We start from the raw sequence: 17,436 nt of genomic DNA, 5'->3' as shown, positions 1-17,436 counted from the left end.
ATTGAATGCCAACAGGCAGGGCTTGGGGCGACGGGCGTTCTCCAATGCCCGCTCGTCGGCGCGGGCTGCACGATAGACACGCCGTCCGCCATTGCGCACAACTTCACGGCTGATTGTCTACGCGGCTCGCCCCAGATGACGCCCAAGTTGCCGGAAGGACCGTCCCGCAACGAGACCCCTCGATATCTCCTCGCGGTCGGCTAGACTGAGGGATCCGGGTTTGCGCGTCCGGGGCACAGGTGCATAGCCACCCTTTGCAACGACGACGCCAAACACCGAAGCTGCGTGCTTACCCAAGGCCCGCCCGATGTCGCTTAGCGTTTCCCCAGCCTTCCAACGTTGCCAGAGTTCAATTTTCTGCTCATGTGACAAGCCAAGGCGACCAGTTCGTGCCATTATGGGTCCTTTCAGAACATCTCAAACCAAAGATGTTGCGCTGACCGGTTGAATCCGCCACCCCCTTTTTCTGTTTCTAAATATCCCGGCGGATGGGGGCAGCGCCCCCATCCGCCGCATGCCACACTTACCCTGCCTTCAAAGCATCGGCAAATTCGTGGTTTTTGTCGCGGTGTCCCGCTTCATCCGCGCGGACGGCGATGATCACCTCACGCAGGCGGGCATCTGCGCCAAGGTTCCAATAGTCGATGGCAAGCTGCGGGGCAGGCACGTTTTCGATCACGCCTGCATCCACTTTTTCAAGGTATTGGGTGTAGCTGATCACGGCTTCCTCCTCCAGATACGCCACGACGCGGTGGGCCACGCGGGGGGCGAACAGGTACAGCAGGAAATAAAGGTTAAAGAAGATGCCTTGCGCCACCAGAATCAAAAACCGTTCAAACCGGCTGGGTTCGGCGATTTTGATAAAGGTCATCAAGTGCATCCGCTCATTGTCCGCCTCGTCCAATAACTCGCGAATCCAGCCTTGATCATCACGGATTTGGCGCAGCGCCTTGAGGTGTTGCAACAGCCCACCGACCATGCCCGGCACGGCGGCCACGGTTTCCAGCACCACGGCGCGGTGGCCGTACCGGGTGGAAAAGAACGCATCGGCAAAGACGCGCATGAATTTCACGACACCCAATGCGATTTTATCGCGGCGGTCCGTGGGGGCGCGGTGGGCGGTCAGGTCGATGCCGTCCGCCGCATGGGGTTGGGTAAAGGTTTTATGGGCGTCGGTGTGGGGTGTTGCTTGGTCGAGCATGTGATCTCTCCTTTGGGCAAGAAATCAGTGCGCAGGGCACGGTCTGCAAGGGGGATGCGTCAGCGTGTCCCGCTTGCAGGGGTTATTCGGCCGCCAAAGGCAGGTCCAGCGCGGATGCGGTGATCTGTGCGATCACGCCCGATATGAGCGTTTGAAAGGCCGCGAAATCGGGGCGCGGTTCCACCCGCGCCTCATCCAGATACAGCGCGCGGTCAATTTCGATTTGCACGACGTGTTGGTGATGCGACGGGCGGCCATAGGTTTGGGCGATATAGGCCCCGGCAAAGGGGGCGTTGCGTGCCACGCGCAGGCCTGCGGATTTAAACGCCTCTTCAATCTGTGCCACCACATCGGCGCTGGCGGTGGTGCCGAAACGGTCGCCCAGCACGATTTCGGGTGTGGGGTGGCTGGGGCGACCGTGGGGGGTAATCGCCTCATGCGGCATTGAGTGGCAATCTATCAACACAGCGCGGCCAAAGCGTTCCAGCGTGTCAAACATCAGGTGGCGCAGTTGCAGATGATAGGGCCGCCAATATTGCGTCAGCCGCGCCTCGGCCGCGGCCCGTGACATACGGTCGGCATAGATGTGGCGCCCGGCGGACACCACGCGCGGCACCACGCCAAGGCCGGATGCGATGCGGGGATTGTGCGCCATGCGGGGTGCATCCTCGATCACTGCGGGGTCCAGTTCATCGGCGGCGCGGTTCAGATCGACAAAGGCGCGGGGGGCGCGGGCGGCCAGCAGGGGCGCGCCGTGATCTGGGGCTGTGGCGAACAATTGATCGACAAACGCATCTTCGGACGAGCGTAGGGTCAGTGCATCAAGGCGGCTTTGACCGCCGAACGTGCCATCGTAATCCCGCCCGCTGTGGGGGGAGGAAAAGACAAACGGCCCGGTTTGCACTTTTGGCCGCAAAAGGATGAACGAGTCAGGCACAAGCATCTCCGTGTATGGCATGTGTATAGCTTGCAATTGCGATTTGCCAAATGGCCTGTGGTTTGTGGTGTGGTTTGTTTGGGCGATTGTGGCGCTGGATTTGGGTGCGAATCGGATGGGCAGGGGATATGGAACTGTTTGGGCGCAAGCGTTTATCAAGGCCATTTGTGCTGGCGTGCCATGGTTGCCACGCGACAAAAGCGGTTGAACAAAGCGCTTGAACAAAACGGCGACTCCTTTTATAGCCCTGCCAACCGACGCGGTTCCGCCCGCGTCCTTTTCTTTGGAACTTGGGTCAAAGGGGGGTCACAGGCGGGGGTGCAGCGGCCTTAGTGGGCGGTTAGCTCAGCGGTAGAGCACTACGTTGACATCGTAGTGGCCACTGGTTCGATCCCAGTACCGCCCACCAGTCTTGCCGCCATCTTTGGTTGCAGGTTCACCGCCCTTGCGTTAAGCGGGGGCACCAGTTTTTAATCGGCGCACGCGCGCCGCGATAAGGAGAAGACCCATGAAGGTCAAAAACTCGCTCCGCTCGCTGAAGTTGCGTCACCGCGACTGCCAGGTCGTGCGCCGCAAGGGCCGTGTCTATGTGATCAATAAGACGCAAAAGCGCTACAAAGCCCGTCAGGGCTAAGAGTGCTGCCTTTCGTATGAACATCATGCGAGCAGCTTTTAAACCGTCGGGGGCAACCTTCGGCGGTTTTTTCTTGGGAATTTGGGGTGGATTTTGCGGGGGCGCGTTGGTGCGCAACTGCGACACAACGCCCACCGTGCATTTCCCAAGATTGCCAGACGCGTCAGATTAACTTATCGGTATGGGAAAATAGGGTATTGATGGCCGTATTACCTTTGTTACAATTGGACACCATCACAGGGAAGATTGCCGATCTATGAATATTCAGAACCTGCGAGATGCCGCGCTGTCGGTTATGCCGGACCAAACCAAAAGCGCCCGTGAGTGGCTCCATGTTCTCGCGAAATATCGCGATCCTGATCCGACCCGCAGCACGTTCGAGCTGTTGGTGACGCTTATTCCCTTTGTGGCTATCTGGGCGGCGGCAGTATGGGTGTTGCCCTACAGTGTGATTGCGGCCTTGGTTTTGGCCGCGGTGAACGGTTTGTTTTTGGTGCGGATGTTTTGCATCCAACATGACTGCGGGCATGCGTCATTTTTCGCGAATCGCCGGGTTAGCGATTGGGTGGGGCGGTGTTTGGGGGTGTTTACCCTGACGCCGTACCATGTGTGGCGCAGGCAACATTCAATCCACCACTCCGCATCCGGTAATCTGGATATGCGCGGGATTGGCGATGTGACCACGTTGACGGTGGATGAATATCTGGCGCGGGGCTCGTTTGGGCGGTTCATGTACCGCGTCTACCGTAGCCCGTTCACGTTGTTTTTGTTGGGGCCAGCCTATATTTTCTTGCTGCAAAACCGGGTACCATTTGGGTTGATGAAGTCGGGCGCATCGTTTTGGGTGTCTGCGATGGGGACCAACCTGATGCTGGCCGTGGGCGTTGCGACCTTGGTATATTTTGCGGGCTGGGCGCCGTTGTTGTTGGTGGCGTTGCCTACGTGGATCGTCGCCGCCTCTGCCGGGGTTTGGTTGTTCTATGTGCAGCACCAGTTTGAGGATACGCATTGGCGCAAAGCGGAGGAATGGCAGTTGCACGAGGCGGCGCTGGAGGGGTCATCCCATTATGTGTTGCCAAAGCCGCTGCAGTGGTTGTCGGCCAATATCGGCATCCACCACGTCCATCATCTGTACAGCCGCATCCCGTTTTATCGGTTGACCGAAGTGATCAAGGATCATCCTGTCTTGGCGGAATGTCAGCGTATGACGGTGCGGGAAAGCATTGCCTGCGCGCGTTTGCACCTGTGGGATGAAAGCCAGAAAAAGCTGTTGTCGTTCCGCAGCGCCCACGCAATGTATTTGCCTGCCTGATTGGGAAGGCCGCGTTTTGTAGGGTGGGTGCCAACCCACCGCCCCTTTGGTGATTGAGGGGCGGTGGGTTGGCACCCACCCTACGTTTTCTAGGCTTGTGTGTTTACCCGCCATGCGGTGATATTCGCGGCCTGTGATGCCAGTTTTGCGCGGGGATTGGGCAGGGTTGCGTTTTTGGTGCGGCTTGGTGCAGATTTCTGGGCGATCAAGGGTTTCCAAAACGTGACAACGGAGGGTAAGCCATGCACCCGAACCCAATTTTTCTCGATGGTGCGCAAGCTGACGCGTTGGCGATGGTGCGCGCGCGCAGTTTTGGCATTTTGTCGGTGAACGGGGCGGATGGACCCTTGGCTGCGCATATTCCATTTGAATTGGGCGAGGGTGAGGTGTTTTTGCATTTGGCCCGGTCCAACCCGATTGCGCGGGCTGCGTTGCCCGCGCCTGCTTTGCTGGCGGTGTCTGGGCCGGATGCCTATGTCTCCCCCGATTGGTATGGTGCGGATGATCAGGTGCCGACGTGGAATTATATAGCCGTGCATCTGCGTGGCGTGTTGGAGCCGCTGCCCGAAGCTGCGTTGCGGGGCCATCTGGCGCGGGTCAGTGCGCATATGGAGGGTCAATTGGCCCCAAAGCCTGCGTGGACGATGGAGAAGATGAGCCACGAGGCTGAGGTGCGGATGCTGCGGATGATCTTGCCGTTTCGCCTGATTGTGGCGTCGGTGGACAGCACGCTGAAGCTGAACCAGAACAAAACGGTGGCGCAGCGGGCCGGGGCCGCGCAAGGGATTGCGGCGGCCCCGATGGGGATGGAGGCTGTGCAAATCGCCGCCATGATGCGGGCGCGCGAATAGGCGATTTACAGGGTGGGTGCGGCCCCCTAGGGTTTGCGCTTGATGGCTGCCCGCTGCGTTAGGTATTTGGGCCAAGACGAAATGCGACCGATCAAAGGATATATGATGCGCTTGTTTTATTCCCCCACCTCACCCTATGCCCGTAAGATATTGGTTTTGTTGGCAGAGGCGGGCAGGCCGGATGCGGTATCGCTTGTGGTTGGGTCTGGCAGCCCGGTGGATGTGGGCAATGCCCCTTTGGCACAAAACCCGCTGGGTAAGATTCCTGCGTTGGAGCGGGATGACGGCTGTGCGCTGTATGACAGCCGGGTGATCACGCGGTTTTTGGATGATCATTTGGGGGCGGGTCTGTACCCCACGGGCCCGCGGTTGTGGGAGGCGTTGACGCTGGAGGCCACGGGTGACGGCATTGTGGATGCGGCGATTTTGATGGTCTATGAAGCGCGCGTGCGCCCGGAGGACAAGCGGTTTGCGCCTTGGGTTGACGGGCAATGGGCCAAGATTGACCGCGCGCTGGATGCGTTGGAAGCGCGGTGGATGTCGCACTTGCAGGGGCCGCTGGATATGGGGAATATCGCGGTGGGTTGCGCGCTGGCCTATGTTGATTTTCGGCATGGCGCGCGCGACTGGCGGTCGGGGCGGCCCGCGTTGGCGGCATGGGAGGCGGGGTTTGCGGCGCGGCCCAGCATGATGGGAACACAGCCACCCGCGTGATACGCCCATGTTGCCATTGCATGATTTTTTCTGGGTTTGGGCGATTTTGGCGCTGAATGTGCTGACGCCGGGGCCGAATGTTATCAACACCATTGCCACCGCGATGGCGGCCGGGCGCGTGGCGGGCGTGGGGGCGGCGGCGGGTGTCGGGTTGGGCGTGGGCGGTTGGTGTCTGGCGACCACCTTTGGCATTTCGGCGTTGTTTCGGTTGGTGCCGGGGCTGCAATATAACCTGTCGTTTGTGGCGATCGCCTTGCTGGCCTGGTTTGCGCAGCGGTATTTGCGGGCGGCCTGGGCGGGCTGGCGCGGGGCGCGGCGGGGCCTGCCTGTGTTGCCGCGCCACGACAGTTTTGGGTCGGCGTTTTGGCGGTCGTTGATGATCAACTGGGTGAACCCCAAGGCATTGACCACTTGGCTGGCGATTTTGACGATCTTTCCGGTGGCGCGGGCCAGCGGGCCTGATGTGGCGTTGCTTTGGGTGGGGGCCATGACGGTCGCGGGGGGGATGCATGTGGGGTATGCGCTGATATTTTCCACCGGGCCTGCCGCGCGGTTTTATCTGCGGTATGGGTGGGTGATGTCGGGGGTGGCGGGGGTGCTGTTTGCGCTGTTTGCGGCTCGGTTGCTGGTGGGGCAGTTGGCCGCATGATTCTGCAAGCCGGGGCCTGACCCCGCGAATTGCTTGCATAATTTTGGCGTGATGGTTGCTTTTTGCACCCATCATTCCCACCTGCGCCGCTTTGTCCGCTGGACGTAAGCCATTTCCGGCGCTAAATACTCCAATCATAAGGCGGCACTTTTTTGTGCGGCCCGTTTTTCACATGGGCCGCATCACGCGGCGCTTTCGGAAGGGAGAACTCTCGTGTCCCACGCAGACGAACAGGCAGGCACCCGCAGGGATTTCCTGTATTACGCCACAGCGGGCGCTGGTGCGATTGCCGCAGGCGCTGCCATTTGGCCGCTGGCAAACCAGATGAACCCATCGGCGGATGTGCAGGCTTTGTCCTCGATCTTTGTCGATATTTCCGGGGTGGAGCCGGGGATGCAGTTGACGGTGAAATATCTGGGCAAGCCCGTGTTCATTCGCCGCCGCACCCAAGATGAAATTGACGCGGGCCGCGCGGTTGAGCTGAGCGCGCTGATGGACCAAGGGTCGGAGAACCCGAACAAACCTGCGACAGACGCATCCGACGTGAACCGCACGATGGATGAGGCCGGCGAATGGCTGGTGATGGTTGGCGTTTGCACCCATTTGGGCTGCGTGCCGATTGGCGATGGGTCGGGTGAATTTGGGGGCTGGTTCTGCCCGTGCCACGGCTCGCATTATGATACTGCTGGCCGGATCCGCAAGGGTCCAGCGCCAAAGAACCTAATCATCCCGGTGGCAGAATTCACCGATGAATCAACTCTCAAGCTCGGGTAAGGATAGAAAATGGCCGGAATTCCGCACGACCAATACGAGCCCAAGACGGGCGGCGAAAAGTGGCTTTTTAAGCGCTTGCCGATTGTCGGGCTGATCCATTCAACATTGACGCTGCCCACACCCAAGAACCTGAATTGGATGTGGATCTGGGGCATCGTTTTGACATTCTGTTTGGCGATGCAGATCGTGACAGGCATAGTTTTGGCGATGCATTACACGCCGCATGTTGATTATGCCTTTGCATCCGTTGAACATATCATGCGCAACGTGAATGGCGGCTACATGCTGCGCTATTTGCACCAGAACGGCGCGTCGCTGTTCTTTGTGGCTGTGTATTTGCACATTTTCCGCGGGCTTTATTACGGGTCGTACAAGGCCCCGCGTGAAGTGACGTGGATTATCGGCATGTTGATTTATCTGGCGATGATGGCGACCGCGTTTATGGGCTATGTGTTGCCATGGGGCCAAATGTCGTTCTGGGGTGCCACTGTGATCACCGGCCTGTTCGGCGCTATTCCGGGTGTGGGCGAGTCGATTCAGACATGGTTGTTGGGCGGCCCTGCCGTTGACAATGCCACGTTGAACCGTTTCTTCAGCTTGCATTATCTGCTGCCATTCGTGATTGCCGCCTTGGTTGCGATCCACATTTGGGCGTTCCACACCACAGGCAACAACAACCCAACTGGGGTTGAAGTGCGCCGCACGTCCAAGGCAGAAGCCGAGAAAGACACATTGCCCTTCTGGCCTTATTTCGTGATGAAAGATCTGTTCGCGCTGGCTGTGATTATGGCGATCTTTTTTGCGATCGTGGGCTTTATGCCAAACTATCTGGGCCACCCCGATAACTACATCGAGGCGAACCCGCTGGCGACACCTGCGCATATTGTGCCGGAATGGTACTTCCTGCCTTTCTACGCCATTCTGCGCGCGTTCACCGCAGATGTGTGGGTGGTGCAATTGGTGCAGTTCCTGACATTTGGCATCATCGACGCGAAATTCTTTGGCGTGTTGGCGATGTTTGGTGCGATTGCTGTGATGGCGCTGGCACCGTGGTTGGATACATCATCGGTACGGTCGGGCCGCTATCGCCCGATGTTCAAGATGTGGTTCATCTTGCTGTGCATCGACTTTGTGGTGCTGACTTGGGTGGGCGCGCGCCCTGCGGAATTCCCGTATGACTGGATTTCGCTGATCGCGTCGGCCTATTGGTTCGCCTATTTCCTCGTGATCTTGCCACTGCTTGGTGTGATCGAAAAGCCGCAGGCAGCGCCCGCGACGATTGAGGATGATTTCAAATCGCACTACGCCGATCCGACCCCGGCCGAGTGAGAAAAAGGACCTGATGATTATGTTTCGCAAGTTAGCAATCAGCGCCGTTTCTGCCCTCGTTATGGGGTCGGGCGCGGCAATGGCCGCCGGGGCTGCCGGTCACATCACCGATGTGCCGTTCAGCTGGGAAGGGCCATTCGGCAAGTATGACGAAAACCAGCTTCAGCGCGGTTTGCAGGTGTACACCGAAGTGTGTTCCGCCTGTCACGGGCTGAAGTTTGTCCCGATTCGGTCGCTGGCCGAAGAGGGTGGGCCACATTTGCCCGCAGACCAAGTGCGGGCCTATGCCGAACAATTTGACATCTTTGATGCCGAATTGGACGACACGCGCCCGGGCAAACCAACAGACCATTTTCCAATGTCGGGCCTGTCCAACGCGCCGGACCTTAGCTTGATGGCCAAGGCCCGTGCGGGTTTCCATGGGCCTGCGGGCACGGGGATTAGCCAGTTGGTGAATGGGATTGGCGGGGCGGAATATATTTATTCCCTGCTGACCCATTACGAGGAAAACCCTGAATGTGCGCCGGATGGCATTGATGGGTTCTATTACAACACCGCGTTCAGTGCGGGTGGCGTGCCGGACACTTGCAAGGATGAAAAAGGGATTTCGACCATCCCCGGCAGCTGGATTGCGATGGGTCCACCATTGTCGGATGAACAGGTTGAATTCCAGAACGGTGAGCCAAACACCGTCAGCGCCATGGCGCAGGACGTGACCGCGTTCTTGATGTGGACTGCCGAGCCAAAGATGATGGCGCGCAAGCAGGCGGGTTTCACTGCGGTGATTTTCCTGACCATCCTGTCGGTGCTGTTGTACCTGTCCAACAAACGGCTTTGGGCTGGCGTTAAAGGCCCAAAGAAAAAGCACGCGTGACCTGATCGCCGTGATAAACAAGGCCCCGCCCGGAACGGTGGGGCCTTTTTCGTTCAACCGAAGAAAGGTCGCCCGATGCCCATGACGTGCCACGCCTTTATCGCCGCCAGTTTGGATGGGTTCATCGCCCGCCCCGATGGCAGTCTGGATTGGCTGGTCCCCTTCAACGCCGGGTCAGAAGATCACGGCTATGACGCGTTTTTGGCGGATAAGGATGGGATTATCATGGGGCGCGGCACTTACGAGTCGGTGCTGGCCTTTGGCGCGTGGCCCTATGCCCTGCCCGTGATCGTGTTAAGCCAAAGCCTGACGGTTGATGATATTCCCGATCCTTTGGCCGATTACGTTGCGATTTGTGATATGTCTGTGCCCGACCTGCTGGCCGCCTTGGATGAGGAAGGCTGGAGCCGCGCCTATGTCGATGGGGGCCAAGTTTTGCAGTCATTCTTGCGTGCGGGTGTGTTGGACGCCATCACCGTGACCCGCGTGCCTGTGCTATTGGGGCAGGGCCGCCCGCTGTTTGGCGCGCTGCCTGGTGATGTGGCGCTGCACCATCACGCCACGCGCAGCTTTCCGTCTGGCATCACCTCCTCCACCTATTCCGTGATCCGCTAGGGCGCATTGCCCCTTGCCCCCGCCGCCAAGCACGTTATCCTAACCATACCTCGGGGAGCCTTTGTGTAAGGCTGAGAATTGGCAAAAGCCAAAAACCCGTTGAACCTGAACCGGTTAGGACCGGCGGAGGGAAGGTGCATGGAATACTCCATCCCCGACTTTTTGCCGTCGTTTTTTGGAGAAAGAGCCATGTTGAAACGACTTTTGTTTATCCCCCTTTTGGCCACGCCTGCATGGGCCGAAACCCCTGTGTTGACGGTCTATGCGTCCACATCCTTTGCATCCGAATGGGGTCCTGGCCCCGCGATTGAAACTGCGTTTGAGGCGGTTTGCGGCTGCGATTTGCAATACCGCACCACCGAATTGATCCCCAGCCTGATGTTAGAAGGTGCGAGGACCGAAGCCGATGTGGTGATCGGTATTTCCACCGATGAAACCCTGCGCGCGCGGGCGACCGGGCTGTTTAGCCCGCATAATCAAGACCTTGGGTCACTGACCTTGCCCGTGGAATGGACCGATAACACCTTCTTGCCCTTCAATTACGGCGACACCGCCTTCATCTATGACAACACCAAACTGACCAACCCGCCCACCGATTTTGAGGCGCTGGTGGCTCTGCCCGAAGATGTGAAAATTGTGATCCAAGACCCGCGGTCGTCGGGGGCGGGCCTTGCTTTGGTTTTGTGGGTGAAGTCGGTTTATGGTGATCAAGCCGAGGCGTATTGGCAGCGCCTTGCGCCCCGCATCTTGACCGTGACCAAAGGCTGGTCCGAGGCGTATGGCCTGTTCACATCGGGCGAGGCGGACATGGTGATGTCGTATATCACATCGCCCGCCTATCATATGATCGTGGAGCAGGACGAAACCAAAGTGGCCGCGATTTTTAGCGAAGGGCATTATTTCACCGCTGAGGTGGTGGGCCAAATCGCGGGCACCGACCAGCCCGAACTGGCGCAATCCTTTATGGATTTCGTGTTGTCCCCCACGTTTCAAGAGATGATTCCGCGGGTGAATTTCGGTTTTCCGGTCAAGCTGGACCCCAGCCTGATGCCGCCGGAGTTTGCAAAGCTGAACCTGCCGCCAAAGTCGCTGTTTTACACCGAGGCTGAAGTGGCCGCGATCCAAGACGAGGCGATTGCCGAATGGCAGCGCGCATTAAGCCAGTAATGACCGATCGGGCCGTTATCTGGGCCGCGACGGGGTTGGCAGTGGCGGTTATGCTGTTGTTGCTGGCCCCGCTGGGCGCATTGGGCCTGTCGTTTTCGGCCGCAACGCTGACCGTTGCAGAAGGGTCAGCGTTGCGGTTTACCCTGTGGCAATCGGTGCTGTCGGCGGGCATTTCCGTGGTGTTGGCGGTGCCTGTGGCGCGGGCTTTGGCGCGGCGGCGCTTTGTGGGGCGGGAGGTGTTGATCGCCACTTTGGGCGCGCCGTTTATCCTGCCCGTGATTGTGGCGGTGCTGGGACTTTTGGCCGTGTTTGGCCGCGCGGGTTGGGTGAATGGGCTTTTGGCCACGCTGGGGCTGCCTGCGTTTTCGATTTACGGGCTGCAAGGGGTAGTGTTGGCGCATGTGTTTTTCAACATGCCGCTGGCGGTGCGGATGATTTTGCATGGCTGGCAAGCGATCCCGACCGAACGGTTTCGGCTGGCGCAAAGCCTTGGGTTTTCGCCGCGTGACGTGCAGCGCCATATCGAATGGCCGATGCTGCGTGCGGTGCTGCCGGGGGCCGCGCTGGTGATATTTGTGATTTGTTTGGCCAGTTTTGCCGTGGCCCTGACGCTTGGCGGTGGGCCGCGCGCCACCACGGTGGAGCTGGCGATTTACCAAGCAGTGCGGTTTGATTTTGATTTGCCCACCGCAGCGCGGTTGGCGCTGTTGCAATTTGGGCTGTGCGCGCTGGCGTTTTTGGTGGCGGCGCGGGTTGCCTTGCCATCGGGTTTCGGCGCGGGGGGCGGGCGCATTGGCGGGCCGCCTGCGCCGGGCGGTTGGCACCGTGCGGGTGATGTTGTGGCAATCACGTTGGCGGCGTTGTTTTTCGCGCTGCCGCTGGGGGCTGTTGTGTTGCGTGGGGTGCCGGGTTTGGTCGATCTGCCGGGGCAGGTTTGGGCAGCGGCGGGGCGGTCGTTGGGAATCGCGCTGGCGTCGACAGCGGTGTCGATCGGGGTTGCGCTGGTCTTTGCGATGGCGGCGGCGCGGGGGCGGGCATGGCCTGCGCTGGCCGCGACGTTGCCGCTGGCGGCGTCCAGTTTGGTGTTGGGAACCGGGCTTTTCTTGCTGTTGCAACCCTATGTGCGCCCGTCCAGCCTTGCGTTGCCCGTGACGTTTGTCATCAACGCCGCGCTGTCGCTGCCCTTTGCGTTTCGCATTTTGGCACCCGAGGCACGCAGCCTTTACACCGATTATCACCGTCTGTCGCAATCGCTGGGCCTAACCGCGTGGGCGCGGCTGCGTTGGGTTGTGTTGCCCCGTTTGTCGCGGCCTTTGGGGTTTGCGGCGGGGTTGGTCGCGGCGCTGTCGATGGGCGATTTGGGCGTGATCGCGCTGTTTGCGGGCGATGCGGAGGCGACTTTGCCTTTGATCGTGCACCGCCTGATGGGGGCGTATCGGATGGACCAAGCGGCGGCGGCGGCGCTGGTGTTGGTCGCGCTGTCCTTTACGCTGTTTTGGATTTTTGATCATTGGGGGCGCAGATATGCTGCTGCTTGAAAACGTGGTTGTGACCCAAGGCGCGTTTCGCCTGACCGCCGATTGGCAGGCGGCTGCTGGCGCACGGATTGCGGTGATTGGCCCATCGGGGGCGGGTAAATCGACCCTGCTTTCGGTGATTGGTGGGTTTTTCGGGGCCGATTCGGGGCGGGTTATGTGGGACGGGGTGGATTTGACGCGGATGGACCCCGGCGCGCGGCCCATCACAACGGTGTTTCAGGATCAAAACCTGTTTCCGCATTTGACCATCGCGCAGAATTTGGGGTTGGGGATTGCGCCGGGGTTGCGGTTGGCGCGCGCCGATCACGCCCGCGTTGATGCGGCGTTGACCCGCGTGGGATTGGCGGGCATGGGGCCGCGCTTGCCTGCACAACTTTCGGGTGGGCAGCAAAGCCGGGCGGCGCTGGCGCGGGCGTTGCTGCGTGCGCGGCCATTGTTGCTGCTGGATGAACCGTTCGCAGCCCTTGGGCCCGCGTTAAAGGCCGATATGTTGGCGTTGGTGGCAGAACTGGCGGGCGAAAGCGGGGCCACCGTTTTGATGGTGACGCATGACCCAAAGGACGCGGCAAGTTTCGCGCCGATCACTTGTTTGGTGGCGGGCGGTGTGGCCCATGCCCCGCAACCCACCGCCGCTTTATTGGCCAATCCGCCCCCCGAATTGGCCGCGTATTTGGGGTAAGGCGCGTTTACCGCAAACGCAAACCGCGCGTGCTGTCTTCAAACACCAAGGCGTGGGTGGCATCAATTTTGATGCCAACAGTCGTGCCCAATTTGGCGGTTGGTGTGTCATGCACCTCGACCACCAGTTTTTCATGCGTGGCGGTGGTCAGGTGGATATAGGTGACGCCGCCCAACGCCTCGGTCATTTCCACGCGGTGGGTATTGCCCGCGCAAATTTGGACATGCTGGGGGCGCAGGCCCAAAACCACGGATGCGCCAGCCCCCGGCAGCGCCGCGTCAGTTGCCACATCGACCCCAAAACCGGGGGCCGTGACCACGCCCGCCCGCGCCACTGTGCCGCCCACAAAGTTCATCGCGGGCGACCCGATAAAGCCCGCCACGAAGCGGTTGTCGGGGTTGTTGTACAATTCCAACGGGGCGCCGACCTGTTCTATCACGCCTTTGCGCAGCACCACGATTTTGTCGGCAAGCGTCATCGCCTCCACCTGATCATGAGTGACATAGATCATCGTGGCCCCGATCTCGCGGTGCAGGCGCGCAATTTCGCCACGCATTTCAACGCGCAATTCCGCATCAAGGTTCGACAGCGGTTCATCGAACAAAAACACTTCCGGCCCGCGCACAATCGCGCGCCCAATCGCCACGCGCTGGCGTTGCCCACCAGACAGCGCCTTGGGTTTGCGGGTCAGATAATCATCCAGCTTCAAAATTCGGCTGGCTTCGGCCACTTTGGCGGCGACTTCGGCCTTTGAGTGGCCGGTCATTTTCAACCCGAACCCCATGTTTTCGGCCACGGTCATATGCGGGTACAGGGCATAGGTTTGGAACACCATCGCCACGCCACGATCGGCGGGGTCGGCATCGGTCACGTCACGGTCGCCAATGGCAATATGCCCGGCGGTGGTTTTTTCCAAGCCCGCGATCATGCGCAGCAAGGTGGATTTGCCGCAGCCTGATGGGCCGACGAACACGCAAAACTCCCCATCTTCCACCACTAGATCGACCCCGTGGATCACCTGCACATCGCCAAACCGCTTTGTCACCCCAGCCAGATTTACGCCCGTCATCGAAGCCCCCTTATTGTTCCGGAAAACGCCAATCGCGCGCGTCCCCTGCGATGTCTTGCGCAACGGCGCGCAGCCTTGGTGCCAAAAGTTTCAGCGCGCCCAGATCGGTACGCGTGGTGGTGGATGTGACCGAAATTGCCCCAATCGCCCGCCCCCGGTCCGACAGGATAGGCACGGCGATGCAGATGATGCCCGGCTCATGTTCCTCGCGGTCGAACGCATAGCCGCGTTTGGTGATCGCGGTCAGTTCCGCTGCTAGTTCGGCAGGCGTCGTATAGGTGTGGGGGGTGAAGCGGTGAAAGCTTTGCCGCACCATGACTTGTTCCACCGCATCAGGGGGCAAATGGGCCATCATCGCTTTGCCCACCCCGGTGCAATAAGCGGGGCCAACCTTGCCTGCGGATGAAAACATTTCAACCGGTTGGGCGGCGTTGCGTTTGTCGACATACAGCACTTGGCCTTGGTCCAACTGCGCCAAATGCAAGGTTTCGCCCAATTCCGCCGACAAGCGGTCCAAATGCGGGCGCGCGATTGGGGCAAGGCTGGACCGTGACCAGGCCGTATGCGCCAGCCGCACCAACCGCATCCCCAACGCATAGGTTTGACGGTCGGGGTCATAAGACAGCATGCCTTGATGCGTCAGGGTTTGCAAAAACCGGTACAGGGTCGCCTTGGGAAACGGGCTGTTGGCCAGCAGGTCGGTAAACCGCACGGGGCCACCGACGGCGGCGACGCTGTCCAGCACCTCCAGCGCTTTGCCAACAGTGCCATCCCCTGTTTCAACGATCTTGTTCACCGAAGCCCCCTGATTGTCGTTGTTGACAGGCTATCCCATTCAGCGCATAGTTTCAACATTCAAAACTGAGTTTCAAATAATGAAACCTAACGCCCATCGAAACCGTCAGGGAGGAAACCATGACACAGCTGAAAACCGGCGCATTCGCGCTGACCGCTGCATTGATGATGTCGGGCAGCGCATTCGCGCAAACCCGTACACTGAACTATAACGCCGATTTTGACCCAGCCCCCTTGGCCGCGTTCCAAGCGATCATCGCGGATTTTGAGGCGGAAAACCCGGACGTAAAGGTCACGTTGAACAACTTTGACCACGAAGGGTACAAAACCGCGATTCGCAACTTTTTGTCCGCCGACAGCCCGGATTTGGCCAACTGGTACGCGGGCAACCGCATGGCCCCGTTTGTTAACGCAGGTCAGTTCATGGACGTGTCCGATGTCTGGGCTGACAATGGGTTGAGCGAGCAATTGGCATCCGCCAAAGCGTCGATGACCATTGATGGCAAGCAGTGGGGCGTGCCCTATACCTATTACCAGTGGGGTATTTATTACAACAAGGACGTGTACAAAGCGGCGGGCGTTGAAGTGCCAACCACTTGGGATGGGTTCATTGAAAACTGCGCAAAGTTCAAAGCGGCGGGCGTCGATTGCCTGACCACCGGGTCCAAGGCGCTGTGGCCGATTGCTGGGATATTCGACTATCTGAACCTGCGCACCAACGGCTATGAATTCCACATGGACCTGACAGCGGGCAAGGTTGCGTGGACCGATGACAAGGTCAAAGCGACCTTTGCGGAATGGGCAAAAGTGCTGCCCTATACCACCGAAAACCACGCGGCGATTGATTGGCAAGATGCCGCAGCGCTGTTGGTGCAAGGTAAGGCCGCGAATTATGTCATGGGCAACTTTGCCGTGGCGAATTTCAAAGAAGGTGGCATGACGAATGACACCTTGGGCTTTCTGGTGTTCCCAGAAATCACTGCAGGCCTGCCGCGTGCCGAAGATGCGCCGACCGATACGATCCACATTCCAGCAGGTGCGAAAAACGTCGATGATGCCAAGAAATTCCTGGCTTTTGTCGCGCGCGCCGATGTGCAGACCAAGCTGAACGCGGCCTTGGGGCAATTGCCCACGAACAAGGGTGCGACTGTGGATGCTGCCGATCCGTTCCTGTCCGCAGGGTTTGAAGCACTGTCGTCGGCCTATGCGCTGGCGCAATTCTTTGACCGCGATGCCCCCGCCGAAATGGCAAAAATAGGCATGGAAGGGTTCCAGGAATTTATGGTGAAACCAGACCGTCTGGACGCCATTCTGGACCGTTTGGAAAAGTCGCGCGACCGTATCTATAAATAATCCAATCTGGCCCCGCGTGTAACGTGGGGCCATTTTCGCCAAGGGGGGGAAGCCATGACCAGCTATTGGAAACGAAACCAGTTGCGTCTAGCGCCGTGGCTGTTCCTTGCGCCGGGTGCGGCGATGTTCCTGGTTTATGTCATCATCCCGATTTTCCAATCGCTCTCGCTGTCGTTTTATGACTGGGACGGGCTGGGGGATGCCACCTATATTGGCACCGCGAACTATGTCGAATTGCTGGATGATGAGGCGTTTTACACCTCGTTGAAAAACAACGTGATCTGGCTGGCGCTTTATTTGCTGGCGGTGCCTGCGGGCCTGTTTATCGCGATATTCCTGAACCAAACCGTGCGCGGCATCCGCATTTACAAGTCGTTGTTTTTCTTTCCTTTTGTGATCTCGCAGGTCGTTGTGGGATTGATGTTTTCATGGTTTTACGCGCCCAATTTCGGCCTGTTTTACAAGCTGATCGAATGGCTGACAGGCGATGGTATCGCCATTCTGGCGGATGAAAAATACGTCACCTATGGCATCATCGTGGCCGGCCTTTGGCCGCAAATTGCCTATGTGATGATCCTGTATATCACGGGTCTGAACAACATCGCCCCCGATCAGGTCGAGGCGGCGCGGTTGGACGGGGCCAAAGGCTGGAAAATGCTGTGGCATGTGATCTTGCCGCAACTGCGCCCTGCCACGTTTATTGCCGTGGTTGTGACCGTGATCGGCGCGCTGCGCAGCTTTGATTTGGTGTCGATTATGACCGATGGTGGGCCTTGGGGGTCCAGCCGTGTGTTGTCGTTTTACATGTACGAACAAGCGCTTAGCGAATATGGCTTTCGCATGGGCTACGGTGCGGCAATCGCCGTTGTGTTGTTTGCGATTATGATGGTTTTCATCTCGGGCTTCATCTGGAAGATGTGGCGCGACGAGACGGAGCGCTGACAG

Annotated in this window: 18 protein-coding genes, 1 tRNA gene, 1 pseudogene and 1 riboswitch; of the genes and pseudogenes, 15 read left to right on the top strand and 5 right to left on the bottom strand. The window is 59.1% G+C overall.

Going from position 1 to position 17,436, the window contains the following annotated elements; all coding sequences use genetic code 11:
- From BMY36_RS20930 to BMY36_RS00985, 3 genes and pseudogenes are all read right to left on the bottom strand, one after another.
- A pseudogene (locus BMY36_RS20930) lies at window positions 1–396 on the bottom strand (helix-turn-helix domain-containing protein); the annotation flags it as partial.
- Window positions 397–523: 127 nt separating this feature from the next.
- Window positions 524–1,201 carry an alternative oxidase gene (locus tag BMY36_RS00990; protein ID WP_082224980.1) on the bottom strand — a complete coding sequence of 226 codons (678 nt, stop codon included), beginning with the start codon at window positions 1,199–1,201 and terminating at the stop codon, window positions 524–526.
- An 82-nt stretch (window positions 1,202–1,283) separates the two neighbouring features.
- Window positions 1,284–2,159: an N-formylglutamate amidohydrolase gene (locus BMY36_RS00985; protein ID WP_419186834.1), complete on the bottom strand. Its 876-nt coding sequence runs from the start codon at window positions 2,157–2,159 to the stop codon at window positions 1,284–1,286.
- A gap of 313 nt (window positions 2,160–2,472) precedes the next feature.
- Between BMY36_RS00985 and BMY36_RS00975 the strand changes: the two genes are divergently transcribed.
- From BMY36_RS00975 to BMY36_RS00915, 13 genes are all read left to right on the top strand, one after another.
- A tRNA-Val gene (locus BMY36_RS00975) sits at window positions 2,473–2,547 on the top strand.
- Between the two features lie 99 nt (window positions 2,548–2,646).
- The gene (ykgO, locus tag BMY36_RS00970; protein WP_050521456.1) at window positions 2,647–2,772 is read left to right on the top strand and encodes a type B 50S ribosomal protein L36; all 126 of its coding nucleotides are present in this window, start codon (window positions 2,647–2,649) and stop codon (window positions 2,770–2,772) included.
- A gap of 256 nt (window positions 2,773–3,028) precedes the next feature.
- A complete protein-coding gene (locus tag BMY36_RS00965) occupies window positions 3,029–4,084 on the top strand; it encodes a fatty acid desaturase (protein ID WP_231579806.1) in 1,056 nt (351 codons plus the stop codon).
- A 242-nt stretch (window positions 4,085–4,326) separates the two neighbouring features.
- Window positions 4,327–4,935 carry an FMN-binding negative transcriptional regulator gene (locus BMY36_RS00960; protein WP_050521455.1) on the top strand — a complete coding sequence of 203 codons (609 nt, stop codon included), beginning with the start codon at window positions 4,327–4,329 and terminating at the stop codon, window positions 4,933–4,935.
- Between the two features lie 105 nt (window positions 4,936–5,040).
- Complete coding sequence (locus BMY36_RS00955) at window positions 5,041–5,649, top strand: glutathione S-transferase (protein WP_050521489.1); 609 nt, start codon at window positions 5,041–5,043, stop codon at window positions 5,647–5,649.
- Window positions 5,650–5,656: 7 nt separating this feature from the next.
- A complete protein-coding gene (locus tag BMY36_RS00950) occupies window positions 5,657–6,298 on the top strand; it encodes a LysE family translocator (RefSeq protein WP_050521454.1) in 642 nt (213 codons plus the stop codon).
- 213 nt (window positions 6,299–6,511) lie between these two features.
- Window positions 6,512–7,072 (top strand): ubiquinol-cytochrome c reductase iron-sulfur subunit, encoded by a 561-nt coding sequence (gene petA / locus BMY36_RS00945; RefSeq protein ID WP_050521453.1) that lies wholly within the window; start codon window positions 6,512–6,514, stop codon window positions 7,070–7,072.
- Window positions 7,073–7,081: 9 nt separating this feature from the next.
- Window positions 7,082–8,401: a cytochrome b gene (petB, locus tag BMY36_RS00940; protein ID WP_050521452.1), complete on the top strand. Its 1,320-nt coding sequence runs from the start codon at window positions 7,082–7,084 to the stop codon at window positions 8,399–8,401.
- Between the two features lie 13 nt (window positions 8,402–8,414).
- On the top strand, window positions 8,415–9,275 hold the full coding sequence (locus BMY36_RS00935; RefSeq protein WP_050521451.1) for a cytochrome c1: 861 nt from the start codon (window positions 8,415–8,417) through the stop codon (window positions 9,273–9,275).
- A gap of 75 nt (window positions 9,276–9,350) precedes the next feature.
- A complete protein-coding gene (locus BMY36_RS00930; protein ID WP_050521450.1) occupies window positions 9,351–9,890 on the top strand; it encodes a dihydrofolate reductase family protein in 540 nt (179 codons plus the stop codon).
- 41 nt (window positions 9,891–9,931) lie between these two features.
- Window positions 9,932–10,039: riboswitch (TPP riboswitch) on the top strand.
- 40 nt (window positions 10,040–10,079) lie between these two features.
- Window positions 10,080–11,057: a thiamine ABC transporter substrate-binding protein gene (locus BMY36_RS00925; protein WP_050521448.1), complete on the top strand. Its 978-nt coding sequence runs from the start codon at window positions 10,080–10,082 to the stop codon at window positions 11,055–11,057.
- Window positions 11,057–12,595 carry a thiamine/thiamine pyrophosphate ABC transporter permease ThiP gene (locus BMY36_RS00920; RefSeq protein WP_050521447.1) on the top strand — a complete coding sequence of 513 codons (1,539 nt, stop codon included), beginning with the start codon at window positions 11,057–11,059 and terminating at the stop codon, window positions 12,593–12,595. The genes BMY36_RS00925 and BMY36_RS00920 overlap by 1 nt, the downstream gene beginning before the upstream one ends.
- Window positions 12,582–13,274, top strand: a complete 693-nt coding sequence (locus tag BMY36_RS00915) for a thiamine ABC transporter ATP-binding protein (protein WP_050521446.1) — start codon at window positions 12,582–12,584, stop codon at window positions 13,272–13,274. The genes BMY36_RS00920 and BMY36_RS00915 overlap by 14 nt, the downstream gene beginning before the upstream one ends.
- Window positions 13,275–13,281: 7 nt before the next feature.
- Here BMY36_RS00915 and BMY36_RS00910 read toward each other — a convergent pair whose 3' ends face one another.
- Window positions 13,282–14,343, bottom strand: coding sequence for an ABC transporter ATP-binding protein (locus BMY36_RS00910; protein ID WP_050521445.1), 1,062 nt, complete (start codon window positions 14,341–14,343; stop codon window positions 13,282–13,284).
- Between the two features lie 10 nt (window positions 14,344–14,353).
- Window positions 14,354–15,130: an IclR family transcriptional regulator gene (locus tag BMY36_RS00905; protein ID WP_050521488.1), complete on the bottom strand. Its 777-nt coding sequence runs from the start codon at window positions 15,128–15,130 to the stop codon at window positions 14,354–14,356.
- 128 nt (window positions 15,131–15,258) lie between these two features.
- Here BMY36_RS00905 and BMY36_RS00900 point away from each other — a divergent pair, with 128 nt between their 5' ends.
- Together BMY36_RS00900 and BMY36_RS00895 are read left to right on the top strand one after the other, a co-directional pair.
- Window positions 15,259–16,491 (top strand): ABC transporter substrate-binding protein, encoded by a 1,233-nt coding sequence (locus BMY36_RS00900; protein WP_050521444.1) that lies wholly within the window; start codon window positions 15,259–15,261, stop codon window positions 16,489–16,491.
- A 54-nt stretch (window positions 16,492–16,545) separates the two neighbouring features.
- A complete protein-coding gene (locus BMY36_RS00895) occupies window positions 16,546–17,433 on the top strand; it encodes a carbohydrate ABC transporter permease (protein WP_175469224.1) in 888 nt (295 codons plus the stop codon).
- Window positions 17,434–17,436: the final 3 nt, after the last annotated feature.

The sequence above is a fragment of the Pseudorhodobacter antarcticus genome, assembly GCF_900110135.1.
Classification (GTDB): Bacteria; Pseudomonadota; Alphaproteobacteria; order Rhodobacterales; family Rhodobacteraceae; genus Pseudorhodobacter; species Pseudorhodobacter antarcticus.
Note: the sequence above shows the minus strand (reverse complement) of the source record. Positions and strands in the feature narration are given on the sequence as shown.